The sequence below is a fragment of the Cupriavidus basilensis genome (assembly GCF_029335485.1).
In the GTDB taxonomy this organism is placed as follows: domain Bacteria; phylum Pseudomonadota; class Gammaproteobacteria; order Burkholderiales; family Burkholderiaceae; genus Cupriavidus; species Cupriavidus basilensis_E.
Map to the genome: position 1 here is coordinate 1 of NZ_JARJLM010000715.1, position 20,617 is coordinate 20,617.

Annotated in this window: 17 protein-coding genes; 1 reads left to right on the top strand and 16 read right to left on the bottom strand. The window is 65.8% G+C overall.

From position 1 onward, the window contains the following. From infB to P3W85_RS43970, 6 genes are all read right to left on the bottom strand, one after another. Nucleotides 1–2,904: a translation initiation factor IF-2 gene (gene infB / locus P3W85_RS43945; RefSeq protein WP_276269438.1), complete on the bottom strand. Its 2,904-nt coding sequence runs from the start codon at nt 2,902–2,904 to the stop codon at nt 1–3. A gap of 94 nt (nt 2,905–2,998) precedes the next feature. Continuing rightward, nucleotides 2,999–4,474 carry a transcription termination factor NusA gene (gene nusA / locus P3W85_RS43950; RefSeq protein WP_276269439.1) on the bottom strand — a complete coding sequence of 492 codons (1,476 nt, stop codon included), beginning with the start codon at nt 4,472–4,474 and terminating at the stop codon, nt 2,999–3,001. Further along, the gene (gene rimP, locus P3W85_RS43955; protein WP_017229859.1) at nt 4,471–4,959 is read right to left on the bottom strand and encodes a ribosome maturation factor RimP; all 489 of its coding nucleotides are present in this window, start codon (nt 4,957–4,959) and stop codon (nt 4,471–4,473) included. Before rimP ends, nusA begins: the two co-directional genes overlap by 4 nt. A gap of 335 nt (nt 4,960–5,294) precedes the next feature. Next, complete coding sequence (gene rluB / locus P3W85_RS43960; protein WP_276269440.1) at nt 5,295–7,280, bottom strand: 23S rRNA pseudouridine(2605) synthase RluB; 1,986 nt, start codon at nt 7,278–7,280, stop codon at nt 5,295–5,297. Nucleotides 7,281–7,285: 5 nt separating this feature from the next. After that, the gene (gene scpB, locus P3W85_RS43965) at nt 7,286–8,455 is read right to left on the bottom strand and encodes an SMC-Scp complex subunit ScpB (RefSeq protein ID WP_276269441.1); all 1,170 of its coding nucleotides are present in this window, start codon (nt 8,453–8,455) and stop codon (nt 7,286–7,288) included. Nucleotides 8,456–9,036: 581 nt separating this feature from the next. Beyond that, entirely contained in the window at nt 9,037–9,795 is a 759-nt protein-coding gene (locus tag P3W85_RS43970; RefSeq protein ID WP_276269442.1) for a sulfite exporter TauE/SafE family protein, read from the bottom strand. Between the two features lie 271 nt (nt 9,796–10,066). Between P3W85_RS43970 and fnr the strand changes: the two genes are divergently transcribed. Beyond that, complete coding sequence (gene fnr / locus P3W85_RS43975; protein WP_035816037.1) at nt 10,067–10,792, top strand: fumarate/nitrate reduction transcriptional regulator Fnr; 726 nt, start codon at nt 10,067–10,069, stop codon at nt 10,790–10,792. 194 nt (nt 10,793–10,986) lie between these two features. Here the strand turns inward: fnr and P3W85_RS43980 are convergent, their stop codons facing one another. From P3W85_RS43980 to zapE, 10 genes are all read right to left on the bottom strand, one after another. After that, the gene (locus P3W85_RS43980) at nt 10,987–11,232 is read right to left on the bottom strand and encodes a hypothetical protein (RefSeq protein ID WP_035816036.1); all 246 of its coding nucleotides are present in this window, start codon (nt 11,230–11,232) and stop codon (nt 10,987–10,989) included. A gap of 2 nt (nt 11,233–11,234) precedes the next feature. Continuing rightward, nucleotides 11,235–11,453 carry a FixH family protein gene (locus tag P3W85_RS43985; RefSeq protein ID WP_017229791.1) on the bottom strand — a complete coding sequence of 73 codons (219 nt, stop codon included), beginning with the start codon at nt 11,451–11,453 and terminating at the stop codon, nt 11,235–11,237. A 100-nt stretch (nt 11,454–11,553) separates the two neighbouring features. Beyond that, entirely contained in the window at nt 11,554–13,053 is a 1,500-nt protein-coding gene (gene ccoG / locus P3W85_RS43990; protein WP_276269443.1) for a cytochrome c oxidase accessory protein CcoG, read from the bottom strand. Nucleotides 13,054–13,105: 52 nt separating this feature from the next. After that, the gene (gene ccoP, locus P3W85_RS43995) at nt 13,106–14,035 is read right to left on the bottom strand and encodes a cytochrome-c oxidase, cbb3-type subunit III (protein ID WP_017229789.1); all 930 of its coding nucleotides are present in this window, start codon (nt 14,033–14,035) and stop codon (nt 13,106–13,108) included. A 3-nt stretch (nt 14,036–14,038) separates the two neighbouring features. Continuing rightward, nucleotides 14,039–14,242 (bottom strand): cbb3-type cytochrome oxidase subunit 3, encoded by a 204-nt coding sequence (locus tag P3W85_RS44000; protein ID WP_017229788.1) that lies wholly within the window; start codon nt 14,240–14,242, stop codon nt 14,039–14,041. 3 nt (nt 14,243–14,245) lie between these two features. After that, nucleotides 14,246–14,920 carry a cytochrome-c oxidase, cbb3-type subunit II gene (gene ccoO, locus P3W85_RS44005; protein WP_276269444.1) on the bottom strand — a complete coding sequence of 225 codons (675 nt, stop codon included), beginning with the start codon at nt 14,918–14,920 and terminating at the stop codon, nt 14,246–14,248. 19 nt (nt 14,921–14,939) lie between these two features. Further along, nucleotides 14,940–16,388 (bottom strand): cytochrome-c oxidase, cbb3-type subunit I, encoded by a 1,449-nt coding sequence (ccoN, locus tag P3W85_RS44010; protein ID WP_017229786.1) that lies wholly within the window; start codon nt 16,386–16,388, stop codon nt 14,940–14,942. Nucleotides 16,389–16,623: 235 nt separating this feature from the next. Further along, nucleotides 16,624–16,770 carry a cbb3-type cytochrome oxidase assembly protein CcoS gene (ccoS, locus tag P3W85_RS44015; RefSeq protein ID WP_017229785.1) on the bottom strand — a complete coding sequence of 49 codons (147 nt, stop codon included), beginning with the start codon at nt 16,768–16,770 and terminating at the stop codon, nt 16,624–16,626. Between the two features lie 3 nt (nt 16,771–16,773). Continuing rightward, nucleotides 16,774–19,347: a heavy metal translocating P-type ATPase gene (locus tag P3W85_RS44020; protein WP_276269445.1), complete on the bottom strand. Its 2,574-nt coding sequence runs from the start codon at nt 19,345–19,347 to the stop codon at nt 16,774–16,776. A 96-nt stretch (nt 19,348–19,443) separates the two neighbouring features. Beyond that, the gene (gene zapE / locus P3W85_RS44025; protein ID WP_017225906.1) at nt 19,444–20,541 is read right to left on the bottom strand and encodes a cell division protein ZapE; all 1,098 of its coding nucleotides are present in this window, start codon (nt 20,539–20,541) and stop codon (nt 19,444–19,446) included. Nucleotides 20,542–20,617 lie beyond the last annotated feature (76 nt).

The window sequence follows — 20,617 nt, forward strand, 5'->3', positions numbered from 1 at the left end:
TTACAGCGTGCGCGCCACCTCGGTGATTTCATACACTTCGAGCTGGTCGCCTTCCTGAACGTCGTTGAAGTTCTTGATCGACAGACCGCACTCGAAGCCTTGCTTGACTTCCTTGACGTCGTCCTTGAAGCGCTTGAGCGAATCGAGCTCGCCGGTATGGATGACCACGTTGTTGCGCAGCACCCGCACCAGGGCGGTGCGCTTGACCAGGCCGTCGGTAACCATGCAACCGGCCACCGCACCGATCTTCGGCACGCGGAATACCTGGCGCACCTCGACCGTACCCAGCGTGACTTCGCGCTTTTCCGGCGCCAGCATGCCCGACATCGCCGCCTTGATCTCGTCTACCGCATCGTAAATGATGTTGTAGTAGCGGATATCGATGCCGTTGTTCTCGGCCAGCTTGCGCGCGCCAGCGTCGGCACGCACGTTGAAGCCGATGATGACCGCCTTCGAGGCCGTGGCCAGGTTGACGTCCGACTCCGAGATACCGCCCACGCCGCCGTGCACGATCTGTACGCGCACTTCGTCGGTGGAGAGCTTCTGCAGCGATTGCACCAGCGCTTCCTGCGAACCCTGAACGTCGGCCTTGACGATCAATGGCAGCGTCTGCACTTCGCCTTCGCTCATCTGCTCCAGCATGGTTTCCAGCTTGGCCGCCTGCTGCTTGGCCAGCTTGACGTCGCGGAACTTGCCCTGACGGAACAGCGCGATTTCGCGCGCCTTGCGCTCGTCGGGCAGTACCAGTACTTCTTCGCCGGCGGCCGGCACTTCGGACAGGCCCTGGATCTCGACCGGAATCGAGGGGCCCGCGTCCTTGGTCGGCTTGCCGGTTTCGTCCAGCATGGCGCGGACACGGCCGTATGCGCTGCCAGCCAGCACCACGTCGCCACGCTTGAGCGTGCCGCTGGTGACCAGGATGGTCGCGATCGGGCCCTTGCCCTTGTCCAGCTGGGCTTCCACCACCAGGCCCTTGGCCGGGGCGTCCACCGGTGCCTTCAGCTCCAGCACTTCGGCCTGCAGCAGCACTTGCTCCAGCAGGTCGTCGATGCCGGTGCCGGTCTTGGCGGATACCGGTACGAACGGCGAATCACCGCCGTATTCTTCCGGCAGCACCTGCTCGGCCACCAGTTCCTGCTTGACGCGGTCCGGGTTGGCTTCGGGCTTGTCGATCTTGTTGATCGCCACCACGATGGGCACGCCCGCCGCCTTGGCGTGGGCGATGGCTTCCTTCGTCTGCGGCATCACGCCGTCGTCGGCCGCCACCACCAGGATGACGATGTCGGTTGCCTTGGCACCGCGGGCACGCATGGCCGTGAAGGCCTCGTGACCCGGGGTGTCCAGGAAGGTGATCACGCCGCGCTCGGTTTCCACATGGTAGGCACCGATATGCTGCGTGATACCGCCGGCTTCGCCCGCCGCCACCTTGGCACGGCGGATGTAGTCCAGCAGCGAGGTCTTGCCGTGGTCGACGTGACCCATCACGGTCACGACCGGCGGACGCGGCAGCAGTTCGGCGTCGGTGTGCTCTTCGCCACCCACCACCAGCAGTGCTTCCGGATCGTCCAGCTTGGCGGCAAACGCCTTGTGGCCCATTTCTTCCACCACGATCATGGCGGTTTCCTGGTCCAGCACCTGGTTGATGGTCACCATCTGGCCGAGCTTCATCATCTGCTTGATGACCTCGGATGCCTTGACCGCCATCTTGTGCGCGAGATCCGCCACCGAGATGGTTTCCGGCACGTGCACTTCACGCACCACCGGTTCCGTCGGCGCCTGGAAATTGGTGCCGCGATCGTCCTGCTGATGACGGTTGCCACGGCCGCGCGGACCACCGCGCCAGCCGCCGACGCCACCCGACGAATCGCCGCGGGTCTTCAGGCCGCTGCCCTTCTTCTTCGAGCCTTCGTCCTGCCAGGTCGAGGAAGTACCGGCCTTCACTACCTTGCCGGTCTTCTTGTCGACCGTGGTGGTAGCGGTGGCAGTGGTGGTAGCGGGCTTCTTCTCGTCCTTCTTGACTTCGGTGCCCGGCGCCTTGACCGGCTTGTGCAGCGTGCCGGTCTGCTCGGCCTTCTTCTCTTCGGCCTTGCGTTCCGAAGGCGCCTTGAGCACGCGCGCCGGCGCATTCAGCATCTGCTGGATGGCGCGGGCTTCGGCTTCGGCGGCTTCGCGGCGCTTGCGGGCGGCGTCCTGCTCGGCACGCGCCTTGTCGGCAGCCTGCTTGGCTTCGTCGGCAGCCTTCTGCGCGGCGGCGCGCTCGGCCGCCAGGCGAGCCTTGTCGTCCTCGGCCTTCTTGCGCGAATCGTCGTCTTCGGGCGCAGCGGCGGTAGCGGCGGCACGCAGGGCGGCAGCTTCCTCTTCCGCCTTGCGGGCGGCGAGTTCGGCCTGGCGGCGCTCTTCCGCCTCCAGTGCTTCCTGCTTGGCGCGGCGCTCGGCTTCTTCGCGTTCGGCGGCTTCATGACGCGCCTTCAGCTCGGCTTCCTGGCGTGCCAGCATTTCGGCCTGTTGACGCTCTTCCGCTTCCTGGCGTGCCTGTTCGGCGGCATCGACCTGAACCTCGACCACTTCCTGGCCGTCGGCGGCGCCGTCCGGCGTGGCCTCGTCGCGCTTGATCAGGACACGCTTCTTGCGCACCTCGACCTGCACCGTGCGAGTCTTGCCGGTGGAATCAGCCTGGCGGATCTCGGAGGTCTCACGCTTGGTCAACGTGATCTTCTTGCGCGCGCTGTCATCGGCCGCCCCGTGCGAACGCTTGAGGTAATCCAGCAATTTGGTCTTGTCGGATTCGGTGATGATGTCTTCAGGCGTCACCTTGCCCACCCCAGCTGCCTGCAATTGTTCCAGCAGGGCAGCTGCGCTGCGGCTCAGTTCTGCGGCCAGTTGGGCAACTGTTGTGCTTGCCATTCAAACCCTTTCAATGCTCGGTTTATACGTCGGGACAGTTGTGTGTGGAATGCGCGCTCAAGTAGCCTCAACCAGCGTTACATGAGCGTGTCCCTCAGTTAAACCAATGTTCCCGTGCTTTCATGATCAGCGCGCGGGCTTCTTCCTCGCCGAGACCAACCATGTCGACAAGTTCGTCGACGGCCAGTTCGGCCAGTTCGTCACGCGTGTGGATATTGCCTTCGGCCAGCTTGCCGATCAGTTCCGGGGTCAGGCCGTCGAGCGAGCGCAGATCCTGCGACACCTCTTCCACCTTCTCTTCCCGGGCCAGTTCCATCGTCAAGAGCGCATCGCGTGCGCGGTTGCGCAGCTCGTTGACGGTATCTTCATCGAAGGCATCGATCTCCAACATCTCGCTGATGGGCACATAGGCCACTTCTTCCAGCGTGGAGAATCCTTCGTCGATCAAGATGTCAGCCACTTCTTCGTCCACGTCCAGCTTGGCCATGAACAACTTGCGCACCACGTCGCTTTCCTCGGCCTGCTTCTGCGCCGATTCTTCCTGCGTCATGATGTTGATCTGCCAGCCGGTCAGCTCGGACGCCAGGCGTACGTTCTGGCCGCTGCGGCCGATGGCGACGGCGAGATTTTCCTCGTCGACCACCACGTCCATGCTGTGCTTTTCCTCGTCGACCACAATCGACTGTACCTGTGCCGGCGCCAGCGCGCCAATCACGAACTGCGCCGGGTCTTCCGACCACAGCACGATGTCAACCGCCTCGCCGCCGATCTCGTTGCGCACCGCGGTCACCCGCGTGCCGCGCACACCGACGCAGGTACCGATCGGATCGATACGCTTGTCATGGGCCACCACGGCGATCTTGGCGCGCACGCCCGGGTCGCGGGCGGCAGCCTTGATCTCCAGCAGGCCCTGCTCCATTTCCGGCACTTCATTCTCGAAGAGCTTGATCAGGAACTCGGGCGCGGTGCGCGACAGCTCGATCTGCGGTCCGCGTGCGGTGCGATCCACATTCAGGATATAAGCGCGCACGCGGTCGCCGGTGCGCAGGTTTTCCTTGGGGATGATCTGGTCGCGGGCCAGCAGCGCTTCCACGCGGCCGGACTCGACGATCAGGCCCTTCTTGTCGGCGCGCTTGACCGTGCCGGTCATGACCTTTTCGCCACGATCCAGGTAATCATTGAGGATCTGCTCGCGCTCGGCGTCGCGGATCTTCTGCAGGATCACCTGCTTGGCGGCCTGCGCGCCGATACGGCCGAACTCGACCGACTCGATCTGCTCTTCGATGTACTCGTCCAGCTGGATGTCCGGATTCTGCTCGCGTGCCTCGAACATGAGGATTTGCTTGTCCGGCTCCTGCAGGCCCTGCTCATCGGGGACCACAAGCCAGCGGCGGAACGTCTCGTGCTCACCGGACTCGCGATCGATGGCAACGCGGATATCCACGTCTTCCTCGAAACGCTTCTTGGTTGCCGAAGCGAGTGCCGCTTCCAGCGCACCGAATACCACATCCTTGTCGACGTTCTTCTCACGCGCAAGCGCATCGACGAGCAACAGAACTTCGCGGCTCATTGCTTGTTCCCTTTTTTCTGATTTCCTTTGAAGTCGATCACCGGCACCAGGCGTGCGCGATCGACATCGGATATGGTGAATTCCAGCAGTGCCGTGCCGTTTTGTCCTTCGAACTCGAGGCCGATCTGCTCCGCCCCCGGCTCACCGGCGGGCGCCTGCAGAATGCCGACGAAATTCTTCTGTCCGTTGACCGGGAGACGCAGGGTGACCCTGGCTTCCTGGCCCGCGAAGCGGACGTAGTCAGCCAGTTTCTTGAGCGGCCGGTCCAGCCCCGGCGAGGACACTTCGAGGCGCTCGTAGTCGATGTTCTCGACGGTCAGCACGTGGGTAAGCTGTCGGCTTACCTTCTCGCAATCCTCAATGACGATGCCGGTTTCAGGCTGATCGATGTAGACGCGCATGAGTCCGCCCGGAGCGCGCTCGAGCTCAACCAGCTCGTACCCCATGCCGTTCAGGGTGGTTTCGATCAAATCTGCCAGATGCACTGTATTCCCGAATAATGGCCATCAATACCGTGGCAGACCCAGCCCACCGGCACGGCCGTCTGAGTTGACGGCTTGCAGCCTGCTTGCCTGCCAGCCATCCCGACCGGCGCGCCGTGAAACAACGGCAAACACACGAAACGGGCGAAGCAAAAAAAAATGGGCGCAATGCCCATCATTCGCCCACCCTTTTGCAGGATGACTTTTGAATAGACTTTGATTATACGCTGAAACGGTGCGAAAGGCAAAGACAGCCGGGTGAACCCGAACAGGAAAGCGGCGCACGCCGCTCTTGCCCCCGTCCGGCGGCCACCCTGGCCATCCCGCCCCGCATCGCGTCAGCGGTTGCCGTCGCGGCCGCCGCCGCGAGGGCGGCGATTGCCACCCGGCTTTCCTGCCTGCGGCATCACATTGCCGTTGACCTCGCCGCCACCGCGACGCGGGCCGCGGCCCTGGCCACCGCCCATGCCACCCATCCCACCCATGGGACCCATGGGTCCGCTCATGCCGCGGCCGCCACGGCCACCGCCACGCCCCTGGCCGCCGGGACCACGCGGGGAACCCGCCGCGCCGCCGCCAAGCTTGGTGGTATGCGAAGTCAGCAGGGTCGGGCCGCCGATATATCCCATCGAGGTCTGCATCGGGTCAGGCTGGCCACGGCCGGCACCACTGCCGCGCGGGCCGCTGCCGCGGTTGATGCGCGGCAGGCCGTCCATGCCCGTCACCATCGGCATGCCAGCGATGGCTGCCTCAGTGCGTTGCTTGCGCCCTCCCACCTTGCTGCCGCCCTTGGGACCGCTGTCGCCCTTGGAGGGCGCCTTCAGGCCGATGGAAGCCATCAGCGCGCGCACATCGTCGGCTTCGAGTTCCTGCCAGCGGCCGCGCTTGAGGCCGCGCGGCAGCAGGAACTGGCCATAGCGGGTGCGGATCAGGCGCGACACGGTCAGGCCGACCGCCTCGAACATGCGGCGCACCTCGCGGTTGCGGCCTTCGGTCAGGGCCACGTGGTACCAGTGGTTGATCCCCTCGCCGCCGCCGTCGGCGATGCGCAGGAAATTTGCCTCGCCATCGTCGAGCTTGATGCCATGCAGCAGGCGCTGGCGATCGGCCTCGGCCAGCTCGCCCAGCGTACGCACGGCGTATTCACGCTCCACGCCATAGCGCGGATGCATGAACTTGTTGGCGATATCGCCCGAGGACGTGAAAATCAGCAAGCCCTCGGTGTTGAAGTCGAGCCGGCCCACGGCGACCCACTTCCCTGCCTTGATGCGCGGCAGGCTGTCGAAAACCGTCGGACGGCCTTCCGGATCCGACTGGCTGACGATCTCGCCGGACGGCTTGTGGTAAAGCAGCACGCGCGGCGGCTTGGTCGAGACACGGCGGTGGATCAGCTTGCCGTTGACGCGGACCTGGTCCGCCGGCAGGATACGCTGGCCGATATGGGCCGGCAGGCCGTTGACCGACACGCGCCCTTGCAGGATCAGCTCTTCCATTTCCCGGCGCGAACCCAGGCCGCCTTCGGCGAGCACCTTGTGCAGCTTGGGGGCATCGTCATCCGCCGACAGCTCCCGCACCGGCTTGGCCTTGACGTGCGAAGCACCGCTATCCTCCTGGTCATACTGGCCGGAGATGACAAAGCGGAACAGGTCTTCGCCGCCGGCCGCGGGGCTGGCAGACACCTTCTCGGACGCACCCGGAGCCTGGCGCTGCGCGCCGCCCTTGCCCTTGCCACCCTTGCCAGCCTGGCGCGCACCGCCCTGCTGCCCTTCCGCGCCATGGCGCCGGCCGGCGCCTTGCGGCTGCTGACCGGACTGGCCTTGCTGCGGCTTGCGCTTGCGTGCCCCGTTGGGATTGGCGCGCGCGCCATCTCGCTGGCGCTCGCCGGCAGCTTCACCGGCAACCTCGCCCCCGCCCTCGGCGGCGGCACCGCCAGCCGCGCGGCGGCCACGCGGCGCGGGACGCTCGCCCTGCGGCTCGCCGGCCTGCGGAGACTCGCCGTCGGCCGGCTTGCGCTTGCCACGGGTACGCCCCTTCCTCGCGCCGTCGCCGCGCCCGGCCTGTGCGTCCGCCGTGGCGCCAGCCTCCTGGCCGCCCGGGGCGCCCACCTCATCGTCCGCGGCACGCCCGCCGTCGCGGTCCTGCGCGGCCTGGCGGCGCGTGGCTACCAGGTTGCGCAACCCGCGGCGCAGGCCCTTGCGGCGCGGTGCGCCTTCGGTGCCGGCACCGCCCTCGGCGGCATTGCCGGCGTCGCCGGCCGGCGTATCCGCCTGGCGGACGTCTTGATCAACAGAATCGGACAAGGTATTCACATTCGGATGTTGCATGGTGTTCAGTTGGACACGCGCTCGTCGTGCTCGCTGGGGTGCGCCGGATTCGCCTGGGACGAAGCCGGGACTTCGGACTCCTGCTCGCCGGAGGCCACTTGCATGTGGTAACCGTTAGCGGGCACTTCCGTTTGCTCATCTGTTTCGCCGTCGATGACGGTTTCCTCGGCGGCCGCGCCATCAAGGCGTTCGCCGGAGGATGCGGTGGACTCCGGCTCATTCACCGGCCCGGGAGTCGGCGGCACTTCAATCCCGGCCGCTGGCACAACCTCGGCCAGCGCCGGGACTTCATCCCGATCCGCGGCTTCGGCGGCATCATCGACCGCCGGGGCTTCCAGATCGTCGAATGCGACCGCGAAGGGCTGCTTCGATTCGGCGGCTGGCGCATCGACAGGGGCCGTGCCCGCATCGCCTGCGTCGTCTTGGTCGTTTGCCGCACCCAAGCCGATCCCCGCATCGCCCTGTGCAGCGGTTTCGGCAGCGCCGGGCTCTTCCTGCTCGATCGCCGGGGCTGCATTCACGCTGTCGGTGCCGGCCTCGGGTTGTTCCAGCCCGGCTTGCGCGAACGCTTCTTCGTCACTGCCGGCCGGTGCGTCGGGCACGCCACCCAGAGACTCGAAATCGATGGCCTCCTGGTTCAGCAGCGCGACCTGCGCCTGCGCCTGCGGATCTTCCAGCGGCGGCAGCTCATCGAGCGTACGCAGGCCAAGATCATCGAGGAAGGTCTTGGTCGTGGCGTACAGCGCCGGCCGGCCCGGTACGTCGCGGTGGCCGATCACTTCGATCCAGCTGCGGTCCTCCAGCTTCTTGACAACCTCGGTGCTGACCGTGACACCGCGGATTTCCTCGATATCGCCCCGGGTGACCGGCTGCCGGTAGGCAATGATCGCCAGCGTCTCCATCACCGCGCGGGAATACTTGGGCGGTTTTTCGGGATTCAGCCGGTCCAGGTATTCGCGCATGGCCGGGCGGCTCTGGAAACGCCAGCCACTGGCCAGCGCCACGAGTTCCACGCCCCGTTGCTCCCAGTCGCGGCGCAGCTCTTCGAGCAGCACCCGAATGGTGTCGGCACCGACATCGTCGGTAAACAGCCGGCGCAAGTCATTGACGCGCAAGGGTTCCTGCGCACAGATCAGCGCGGTCTCGAGGACGATCTTCGCCTCTTGGGTATTCATGTTGATTGCGTGCAGCCTGTCTTTGCACCTGCGCCCCGGACAAGCCCGGGCGCACTGGAGATTGCGGGTTCAGCGGTAGGGTGCCACCGCCATCTGACCGCGCAGCCAACCGCATGCTTGATGCATGCCGGTTGTGCGCTTTCCTTATTGCATCGGGTGCCGGACCTGGCCGGCAGGAGATCGCCCGGCCACCGGCTTTACCTGCCGGTCGACGGAGCCCTTGCGTCGCGCCTTCCCCCTGATGTGGCGGACCTGTCCGGCGCAAAATGCATCGCTCCGGGTGCAAGAAAAATATGGATATCGGCCCTGCTGGCCTATTTCACCCCGCCCTGCCGTGGCTGGTCTTTTGAACCGAATCTTTTGAACCGGACGGCGGAAGGGGAACGGTACCTGGCGCTAATACCTGCCCGGAAGTTCCTGGCAAGCATCCCTGCGAGCGAATGCTGCCTGACGATGCCACGATGAAATACGCTGCGCGATATCGTTGTTCTTGCGATTGTATGGCATTCCCGGGCAAACCTGCAACCGATTCGCACGGGTGGATGACTAGCGAGGTGCCGGCTACAACACTATGCAAGATATCAGAACACCAGACAGAAGCCATGTGCGGCCAGGGACTCAGGCAATAGCAGCGCCCGCGCCACCCCGGCCACGCCGAAGGCGGCCACCGCCAGGCCGGCCCCGGTACGCACCACGGGCCGGCGCGACAACTGGCGGAGATAGCCGGAAAGTCCTGAGATCACCAGCAGGTTGGGCAAGGTGCCAAGACCGAATACGCTCATCACAAGTGCGCCAGACGGCGCATTTCCAGCCAGCAGCGCCATGGCGAGGGCGCCGTAGACCATACCACACGGCACCAGCCCCCAGGCCAGGCCCATGCCGTAGCGGCGCAGCAATCGCCCTTGCGGCAGGGCCGCCGCCGGCAGGCGCGCCGCGACACCGGAAACACCGCGCAGCAGACCGCCGGCACCACGTGCGGCCAGCCGTTCCAGCCATGCGGCGCCCACGCTGCGCCCGCGCAGCATCCACAGGCCCGACAACACCAGCATGACGCTGCCGATACCGAACAGCCACCGCTGCAGCGGCAGGTATTGCGCCTTCCAGACGCCCGCGCCGAGGGCGCCCAGCAAGGCGCCCAGCACCGCATACATGCTGAGCCGGCCGGCATGCATGACCAGCAACTCGAGCAACCAGTGGCCCGGACGCCGAAGGATGGTGGCAGGCACGCGCGCCACCCCGCCCTGCTCTGCTGCCAGTGCAATCCCGCCACACATGGCCGCGCAATGCACTCCACCCAGCAAAGCCAGGGTAAATACGCTGAAAAGCACGCCTATGGTCAACTTCCCCTCCCAATCGCATCACGTGGCGCGGTAAAATGCGCCCAACGCGCCCCCGCAGCTTCAAGAGGCGCTATCGACATAAGGCCAGGCGCCCGCGGCGACGCGCAATCGCCACCAATGACGGCGGGCAAGGCACGGCGCAAGCCGGCCAGACTCGCGCGCCAGGCTTATGCTGATAGTGCTTCCAACCGACAGCTATCAACGTCAAGCTTTCAATCCATACGCTCGCCACACCGGGCTGGATTGACTGCGCTAAACCGACAGGCCCCAATTGCTCACATCCATTCCCATATCCGAGATGTCGCCCCGCTGCTCCACTTGCTCGCTGGGCCAGCTCTGCCTGCCCGTTGGCATGTCGCAGCAGGACCTCGAAAAAATGGATTCGCTGGTGCAGGAACGCGTGCGCGTACGCAAGGGCGAGACCCTGTACCGCCTTGGCGATCCGCTCACCGCCGTCTACGCGATCCGCTTCGGCACGCTCAAGACCCATCTGACGATGGAGGACGGCCGTTCGCAGATTACAGGCTTCCATCTCCCCGGCGAAGTCGTCGGGCTCGACGGCCTGGGCGAAATGCAACATGCCTCGGATGCGACCGCGCTCGAGGATACCGAAGTCTGCGTAGTGCGCTTCGGCGACCTCCAGTCGCTCTCCGGCGTCCTGCCGTCCCTGCAGCATCAGTTCATGCGGCTGATGAGCAAGGAAATCTCGCAGGACCAGGTCATGCTGATCACGCTCGGCTCGATGCGCGCCGAAGAGCGGCTTGCCGCCTTCCTGATCAACCTGTCCGAACGGCTTTCCGCGCGCGGCTACTCCGCTTCCGAGTTCGTGCTGCGCATGAGCCGCGAGGAAATCGGCAGCTATCTGGGGCTCAAGCTCGAGACCGTCAGCCGCCTGTTCTCCCGCTTTGCGGAGGCCGGGCTGATCCAGATCCGCCAGCGCCACGTCAAACTGGTCGACATGGCTGGCATCAAGCAGATCGTCAACAAATCCTGCTAGCGCGGCCGGCAGGCACTGCCCGGCCGGAGCCGTGAGGTTCCTGCGGCCCGCGCTCCCGCATTGCCGGCACCGACTGCCCCGGCGGCCGTCCTTCCCACGCCGCACCGCCGGGCCTGCGCGAACGCGTCCCTGCGCCGGCGGGTTCGCCGCGATGCCACGCCCTCTCGCCTGAGCCGGGAAGGCGCGCATCGCGTTCACTCCAGCTCGTCTGTCTCTGCCAGGCGCGTGGGCATGGTGTACAGCGTCAGGCCGCTCGACAGCGAACAAAGCAGCCACGCGACCAGGAAGCCCACCGTATAGACGGCCTCCCGCGACGCTTCCACCGGCTGCCCGAAGAACCGCAGGTCACCGGGGTCGACCATGGAAAACACCAGCGCGGTCGTCAATCCGGCAACCAGGAAGGCGGGCCATAGCACCCACATCAGCCAGCGTAGTCTCATGGTCACCTCGCCTGGACCGCGGCGGGTACTGCCTGCCGTGCGGCAACGCCGGTCTTTTCAACCACCAGCCCGTGCCGCGACACGCCTTCGACAATGGGCTGATCCGGATGCGACATCGCCAGCCAGATGGTGACGCCGCAGGCCACCATCGCCAGCAATGGCCCGCTCATCAGCAGCCATGGCCAGGGCTCCTTCCACCAGGGATTGCTTTGTTGCATCATCTGGCCTCCTTTATATTGGGTCATATTCCTTGCGTCCGGCGACCGGGCCCAGGCCCGATCCTCCGGTCTCGTCTTCCGGCCGCCTCGCCGGTTTGCTGCATCAAAGATTGCGCGGCACGATAAAGCTGGTGCTCTGCCGGATCTCGGCGCCGCTCCTTCCCTCGGCCTCATTGCCAGCCGCGGTCACGGTCACCTCGATCTTGTGCGTACCCTGGCCCGCGGATTCGATCGGCACACGCACGCGAACCGGAATCAGCCGGTTGGAGGTCGGCGCCAGGTCGTCTGCACTGTGGTCATACTCCACGGCGATTCCCTTCAACTCGTCGCTATTCGCGCGGATGGCGACGCGCATCGGCGCTTCGGTCGTATTGATCAGCTGCAGGCGGTACACGTTCTCGATCCAGCGGCCTTCCACTTCGCGGCCAAGCGCGCCGCGGTCGCGAATGATGTCGACCTTCAGCGGCGTGCGCATGGCCAGCGACACCACGAAGCCGCCCACCAGTGCCAGCCAGATCACCGAGTAGACCACGGTGCGCGGCCGGATCAGGCGTTTGCGCGCCACGGTTGCCGACAGCGCGCGGCGCATGGCGTTCTCGGACGTGTAGCGGATCAGCCCGCGCGGATACGACATCTTGTCCATCACCTGGTCGCAGGCGTCGATGCAGGCGCCGCAGCCGATGCAGTCGTACTGCAGGCCATCGCGAATATCGATCCCGGTGGGGCATACCTGCACGCAGATGCTGCAGTTCACGCAAGAGCCCAGCCCCGCGGCCGTGGGATCGGCCTTGCGCGAGCGGCTGCCGCGCGGCTCGCCGCGGCCTACGTCATACGTCACCACATAGGTGTCGCGATCCACCATCACGCTCTGGAAGCGAGCGTATGGACACATGTACTTGCACACCTGCTCGCGCATGAAGCCGGCGTTGCCCCAGGTGCAGAAGGCGTAGAACAGCATCCAGAACGTCTGCCAGGGGCCCAGCGACAGGCTCAGCACCTCGCCGCCCAGCTCGCGGATGGGCGAGAAGTAACCGACGAAGGTAAAGCCCGTCCAAAGCGCGATCAGTATCCAGAGCGAATGCTTGGTCGCTTTCAGCCGTAGCTTGCGCGCGCTCCAGGGATCGCCGTCCAGGCGGATGCGGGCAAAGCGGTCGCCTTCCACATGCCGCTCGATCCACATGAAAATCTCGGTGTAGACCGTCTGCGGACAGGCATAGCCGCAGAACAAGCGTCCCGCGATCGCCGTGAACAGGAACAGCGAGAGCGCGGAGATCACCAGCAGCACCGCCAGGTAGATCACGTCCTGCGGCCACAGCACCAGGCCGAAGATATAGAACTTGCGCGCCCCGAGATCGAACAGCATGGCCTGGCGCCCGTTCCAGTTCAGCCACGGCATGCCATAGAAGAACAGCTGGGTCAGCAGCACCAGCCAGACGCGCCACCGCGAGAACGCCCCCGTCACCGAGCGCGGATAGATCTTGCGCCGGACTTCGTACAGGGTTTCATCCGAGGTTTCCGCGTCTGCCACGGGCGCGGCGCGCTTGCGCTGCGGCGCCTGGGCGGCCGCAGTCCTGACAAGCGGTTCCGGTTCAGGCGCGTTCATGGGCGCTCACCCTGGCCGGCGCGCATGAAGATCCGGCAAGCGATGGCGCGGCTCATTTCCCGCCTCCCGCATCCGTGCCGCTGCCGCTGTTGGAGAGGCCCCATACATAGGCGGTCAGCATGCGGATGCGCTCCGGCGTGAGGATTTCCTCGTGCGCCGGCATGTGGTTGTTATGGCCTTTCAGGATGGCGTCGACGATGGTCGCCTCCGAACTGCCGTACAGCCACACATTGTCGGACAGATTGGGCGCGCCGAGCGCCTGGTTGCCCTTGCCCGTGGATCCATGGCAGGCAGCGCAGGTGGTCTTGAACGTGCCCTCGCCGCGCGACGCACGGATCGGGTCGGAAGCCAGGCCCGACAGGGACCGCACATACTGCGCCACGTCGCCGGCCAGCTTGGCGTCGATGGTCGAAGCGAACGACGGCATCACCCCATTGCGCCCCTTGGTGATGGTCTGGGTGATGGTGGCGGGGTCTCCGCCGTACAGCCAGTCGCCATCGGTCAGGTTGGGAAAGCCGCGGCCGCCGTGCGCATCGGAGCCATGGCATTGCGCGCAGTAGTTGAGGAACAGGCGCTGCCCGATCTCGCGCGCGCCCGGATCCGCCGCCACCTGCTTGATGTCCATCTGCATGTACTTGCCATAGACCTCGCGCTGCACCTGCTCGGCCGCCTTGCGGTGCGCCTCCAGTTCAACCCGGCTGGAGGTTTTGAGCGCGCCGGCATAGGAACCCAGGCCGGGATACAGCGCCAGGTAGGCCAAGCCGAAGATGCACGCCAGCAGGAACATCCACATCCACCAGCGCGGCAGCGGATTGTTCAACTCGCGCAGATCGCCGTCCCACACGTGGCCGGTGTCTTCGGTGGCGCCGGCGACCTTGGCCACCTTGCGCTGGGAGAACAGCAGCCACACGCACCATACGATGCCGACCAGCGCGATGGCGGCAATGTAGTAACTCCAGAAATCCGTGAAGAAGTCGCTCATGACTCAGTGTTCCTGCTTGGTATGGTTTGCGCTGCCTGCATGGCGGCGCCCGTCGCGGCTCACCGCCAACGGCTCGTCGGGCAAGGCGAAAGGCAGCATCGCCGATTCCTGGTTAGCGGGCTGGCGGCCGGCCGACCAGGCCCACCAGCAGATTGCAATGAAGACAACCAGCGAAATCACGGTGGAGAATGCAGTGATCATTGCCATCGCTTACTCCTTGGCCGGCTCGGCCGTGGCCTGGGCGGCGGCGGTATCCACACGCACGTTGCGCTTGGTGATGCCAAGTTCCTGCAGGTACGCCACCAGCGCGTCTTCTTCGGTCTTGTTGGCCAGCGCGGCGGGAGCCTGTTCGATCTCGGCATCCGTATAGGGCACGCCCAGGCGTCTTAGCGCACGCATGCGGTCGCCGATATCGTTGGTCGGCAGCACGGCCTTCTCGAGCCACGGATAAGACGGCATCACCGACTCGGGCACCACGTCGCGCGGATTGCGCAGGTGGATACGCTGCCAGTCGTCGGAGTAGCGGCCGCCCACGCGCGCCAGGTCGGGCCCGGTACGCTTGGAACCCCACAGGAAGGGGTGGTCGTAGACCGATTCGCCGGCCGTCGAGTAGTGGCCATAGCGTTCGACATCGCCCTGCAGCGTGCGCACCTGCTGCGAATGGCAGCCCACGCAGCCCTCGCGGATATAGATATCGCGGCCCATCAGGCGCAGCGGCGAATACGGCTTGATCCCCGCATCGGGCTCCGTGGTGGAGTGCTGGAAGAACAGCGGCACGATCTGGACCAGCCCGGCGATGCTGACCACCAGGATGGTGCACACGATCAGCCAGCCGATGTTCTTCTCCAGGGTCTCGTGCGTAAAGAAGCTTCTTTTTTCGGACATCGTTTCTATCCCGGAATGATCAATGGGCGGAGGCGGCGACGCCGGTCGGAATCGGCGCGTCCACGGCGGGCTTGCCGATGATGGTCCGGGCCACGTTGTAGGCCATCAGCAGCATGCCGGAGAGGAAGCACAGGCCACCCAGCAAGCGGATCAGGTAGAACGGATACTTGGCCTTGACGGCTTCCACGAAGGCGTAGGTGAGCGTGCCGTCGGGCTGCGTGGCACGCCACATCAGGCCTTCCATCACGCCAGCGATCCACATCGAGGCGATATACAGCACCACGCCGATGGTGGCGATCCAGAAGTGCAGCTCGATCAGCCGCACGCTGTACATCTCCTTCTCGCCGAAGAGCCGCGGAATCAGGTAGTAGAGCGAGCCGATCGAGATCATCGCGACCCAGCCCAGCGCGCCGGAGTGCACGTGGCCGATGGTCCAGTCCGTGTAGTGCGAGAGCGCGTTGACGGTCTTGATCGACATCATCGAGCCTTCGAAGGTCGCCATGCCGTAGAAGGACAGCGCCACCACCAGGAACTTGAGGATGGGATCGGTGCGCAGCTTGTGCCAGGCGCCCGACAAGGTCATGATGCCGTTGATCATGCCGCCCCACGAAGGCGCCAGCAGGATCAGCGAGAACACCATGCCGAGCGATTGCGCCCAGTCGGGCAGCGAGGTGTATTGCAGGTGGTGGGGACCGGCCCACATATAAGTGAAGTTGAGCGCCCAGAAGTGAACGATCGACAGGCGGTAGGAATAGATCGGGCGGCCGGCCTGCTTGGGGATGAAGTAGTACATCATGCCCAGGAAGCTGGTGGTCAGGAAGAAACCCACCGCGTTATGCCCGTACCACCACTGCACCATGGCGTCCTGCACGCCGGCATAGGCCGAGTAGGACTTCCACATCGACACCGGCATCTCGACGTTGTTGACGATATGCAGGATGGCGATGGTCAGGATGTAGGCGCCGAAGAACCAGTTGGCCACGTAGATATGGCGGGTCTTGCGCTTCATGATGGTGCCGAAGAACACGATCGCGTAGGCCACCCAGACCAGCGTGATCAGGATGTCGATCGGCCATTCGAGTTCGGCGTACTCCTTCGAGCTGGTGAAGCCCATCGGCAGCGTGATGGCCGCGGCGACGATCACCAGTTGCCAGCCCCAGAACGTGAACGCGGCCAGCGGGCCGCAGAACAGCCGGGCCTGGCAGGTACGCTGCACGATGTAGTACGACGTGGCGAACAGCGCGCTGCCGCCGAAGGCGAAGATGACCGCATTGGTATGCAGCGGACGCAGGCGCCCGAAGGACAGCCACGGCGTGTTGAAATTAAGTTCAGGCCAGATCAGCTGTGCTGCGAGCAGCACGCCTACGGCCATACCGACGATCCCCCACACTACCGTCATGACGGCAAATTGCCGCACGACCCCGTAATTGAAGGTGTCGGCGCGAGAATACGCGGCGGTGACAGCCATTCAGACCCCCAGATTGGATAAACAACAAGACAAGATGGAATGGTGTCACTGTAGGAAAAGCAGGCGCGGACCGTCTTGATCTGTATCAATCGCTCCGGAATGCATGGGAACTCTTGTGTCAGCGCGTCTCACATCCGCATAAACCGGGGCCGCATTGCACGGAAAACGGCTAACCCTGCCGCGGCGCGCGGCCGGACAAACGCGGAAAAGGCGGCCCGGCGTGGCCGCGAAGGGCTCAGGGCGTGTCGTTGTCGAGCAGGATGGCTTCGCCGGGCCGGTCGAGATCGTCGTATTGCCCGGCGTGCAGCGCCCACCAGAGCGCGCCGGCAATCACGGCCACCAGCACCAGGCTCATCGGCACCAGCAGGTAGAGCATGTCCATGCGTCAGTCTCCAGGCTTGCCCGCGCGCAGCAGGCGCCAGGCGTTGGCCACCACCAGCAGCGACGACACCGACATGCCGATGCCCGCCATCCAGGCGGTCACATAGCCGGTAGCCGCCAGCGGGATGGCGATCACGTTGTAGGTAAAGGCCCAGCCCAGGTTCTGCCGCACCACGCGGCGCGTGCGGCGCGCCATCCACAGCGCGCTTGCGACCTCGGCAATGCGCCCGTGCGTCAGCACGGCGTCGGCGCCTGCCTGCGCCAGCGGCGCGCCACTGCCGATCGCGATCGAGACCTGCGCCTGCGCCAGCACGGGGGCGTCGTTGATACCGTCGCCCACCGCCAGCACCACCGCGCCATCGCGCTGCAGGCGCTCCACATATTCGCGCTTGCCCTCCGGGGTAACACCACCCTCGTGCCGCGCAATGTGGAAATAGCCGGCCCACCAGCCAACCGTCTCCGGGGTGTCGCCGGAGACAAGATGGCAGGTCACGCCGAGCGAGCGCAACTCAGCTAGCAACTGCACCGACTGTTCGCGCTCGGCATCGGCCAGCACGAACACGGCCAGCACGCCCGCCGCGTTGCCCAGCCATACCAGCGTGGCGCCGCTGCGCTGGCTGGCGGCCAGGGCAGCGGCGCTATCCCGCGCATGTCCGCCGGCCTCGCCCACGCTGCCGCTTGCCGCCAGCGCCGCCACGAACTCGCGCCGGCCCAGGCGGTAGCGCTGCCCGTCCACCTCGGCTTCCAGGCCCTGCCCGGGCACATTGCGCACGGTATCGATGGCCTGCGTCCCGCCGGCAAGGCCCCGCGCCTGCGCCGCCTCGACGATACCGCGCGCGATGGGATGCTCGCCGGAGCGCTCCATGAGCGCGGCCAGCTGCAGGCAGGCATCGGCGCTGGCGTCGCCCAGCACCACGGTCTGTGCCAGCATGAAACGCCCTTGGGTAAGCGTGCCGGTCTTGTCGAGCATCACATCGGTGACGCCGGCCAGGGTTTCCAGCGCATGGCCGCGCGTCAGCAGCAGCCCGCGGCGAGACAGCGCCGCGCCGGCAGCGGCCAGCGCCGCCGGCGTCGCCAGCGAGAGCGCGCAGGGGCAGCTCACCACCAGCACCGCCACCGTCACCAGCAGCGCGCGCGACGGATCGATCCAGGCCCACCAGACCACCCCGGCAAGCGCCGCCAGCACCAGCAATATCGCCACGAACCAGCCGGCGACGCGATCGGCCACGGTGGCCAGCCGCGGCTTCTCGGCCAGCGCACGGTCAAGCACCGCGACGATCTCGGCCAGCCGCGTGGCCGCGCCTACCTTGGCCACGCGCAGCTCGAGCGGACTGCTGGTGTTGAAGCAGCCCGCCAGCACCGGATCGCCGATGCCGCGCGGCACCGGACGGCTCTCGCCGGTCAGCATCGACTCGTCCAGTTCGCTCGCGCCGGCGACGACGGTGGCGTCCGCCGGCACAACCTCGCCGGCCTTCACGCGGATCAGGTCGCCCGCGCGCAGGCGCGCCACCGGCACCCGTTCGCTCGCCTCGCCTTCGGTGCGCAAGCGCTCGCAGGTGGCCGGCAACTGCCGCGCCAGCATCTCGGCGCCACTGCGCGACGCCTGGCGCACGCGCAGCTCAAGGTAGCGCGCCAGCAGCAGAAACGCCACGAACATGGTCACGGAGTCGAAGTAGACCTCGCCGGCGCCCCGCAGCGTCGCCACGGTGCTGGCGAGAAAGCCCGCGCCCACCCCCAGCGCCACCGGCACGTCCATGCCCAGATGGCGCTGCCTGAGACTGCGCCAGGCCCCGGCGAAGATCGGCGAAGCCGAGTACAGCACCACCGGCAGGGTCAGCAGCAGGCTGGCCCAGCGCATCAGCTGCAACTGTCCGGGATCGATGCTGGCTTCGTGGGTATAGATGGGCCATGCGTACATCATCACCTGCATCATGCCCAGCATGGCTACCGCCATGCGCATCAGCAGCCCACGGCGCGCGTGGCGGTCCTGCCGATCCGAGCGCGACACCTCGAAAGGCCACGCCAGATAGCCAATCGCGGCCAGCGCCGCGAGCAAGGCGGAGACCGGCTGCTCGGCAGCGCGCCAGCGCACCATCACGCGGCGCGTCGCCACATTGGCGATGACCGACTCCACGCCCGGCAGGCTGCCCAGATGCTGCTCGATCAGCCAGGCACAGGCGGCGCAGCGGATATTCTCCGGCGCCAGCGTAATCTCGGCACGGCGCTCGTCGAGCGGGCGCACGAACTGGGCCCGCAATTCGTCGGTGTCATAGGCGGCCCACACGGGCTCGGCCTCGCGGCGCGCCGCCTCGTCGATCGGACGGGCAAAGCGGACCTGGTCGCCATAGAGGTGGCCGAAGCCAGCCGCGTGCAGGGTCTGGGCCAAGGCCTGGCAACCGCCGCAGCAGAAGGATTGCTCATGGCCGTCGATGCTGGCATGCAGGGCAGGCTCAGCAGCCGGAAGCGGCTGTCCGCAGTGAAAACAGCCGTCCTGCGCGACGGCCGCCGGCGCACCGCTTGCGCGTACAAGCGGCGGATTGGGCAGATCGGGCAAGGAACAGGCTGGAGAAGGCGGCATCGGGGCTCTTTTTTACCAGTTGCATGGTAAGAGCCCCGGCGGCAAGCCGCCTTGATACAGATCAAGCGGGGGACAGCCACACCCCTGGCCGGCGCTTCAGGTCAGCGAGGTATCGACCGTGCGGCGCGGCGCTTCCAGGTATTCGCGCGACTGCATCTCGATGATGCGCGACACCGTGCGGCTGAACTCGTTGGCCATCTGGCCTTCGGTATAGAGTTCATCGGCCGGCACTTCCGCGGAGATCAGCAGCTTTACCTTGTGGTCGTAGAAAACGTCGATCAGCCAGGTAAAGCGGCGTGCCTCGGACGACATGCGCGGGGCCATCTTCGGCACATCGGACAGGATCACCGTGTGGAACTGGGTGGCCAGCTCGAGGTAATCGTTCTGCGAGCGCGGCCCGCCGCACAGCGTGTTGAAATCGAACCAGACCACGCCGCCCGCGCGGCGCAGCGCGCGCAGCTCGCGGTGCTCGATATGCAGGATGGGCGATTCGTCGGCCACCTCCGCAATGCCAGCATAGGCGTGGCGCAGCGCCGAGCCGGTCGCGGGGCCCAGCGGCGTGAGATAAGCCTGCACCTGTTCGAGCGCGCGCTTGCGGTAATCGATGCCGGCGTCCACATTGAGCACATCGAGCTTCTGCTGCAGCAGCGCGATGGCCGGCAGCACGCGGTCCCGGTGCAGGCCATCCGGATACAGCAGGTCGGGCCGGTAGTTGGAGGTCATCACGAACTGCACGCCGTTCTCGAACAATTGCTGCAGCAGGCGGTGCAGGATCATCGCATCGGCGACGTCGTTGACGTGAAACTCGTCAAAGCAGATCAGGCGGAAACGGCGCGCAATGCGCTTGGCCAGTTCGTCCAGCGGATCCGGGCGGCCACGCAGTTCTTCCAGCTGGCGATGCACCTCGCGCATGAATTCATGGAAGTGCAGCCGCGTCTTGCGCACCACCGGCACACAGGTATAGAAGCTGTCCATCAGGAAGGACTTGCCGCGCCCCACCCCGCCCCACAGGTAGACGCCCTTGGGCACGTCCGGATGCACCAGCAGCTTCTTCAGCGTGCTGTTGCGCCGGCTCTTGTAGGCCACCCACTCGTCAAAGCACTGCTGCAGCCGCTCGACGGCGCGCAGTTGCGCTTCATCGGACGTGTAGCCGCGTTGCTTCAGTTCCTGTTCGTAGTACTCACGGACGTTCATGTGACTGCTTGCGCTGGATGCCGGTAGGCTCCGGCCTGGATGAGGATCGGGGCGCGTGGCAGGACAAACCGCCCTG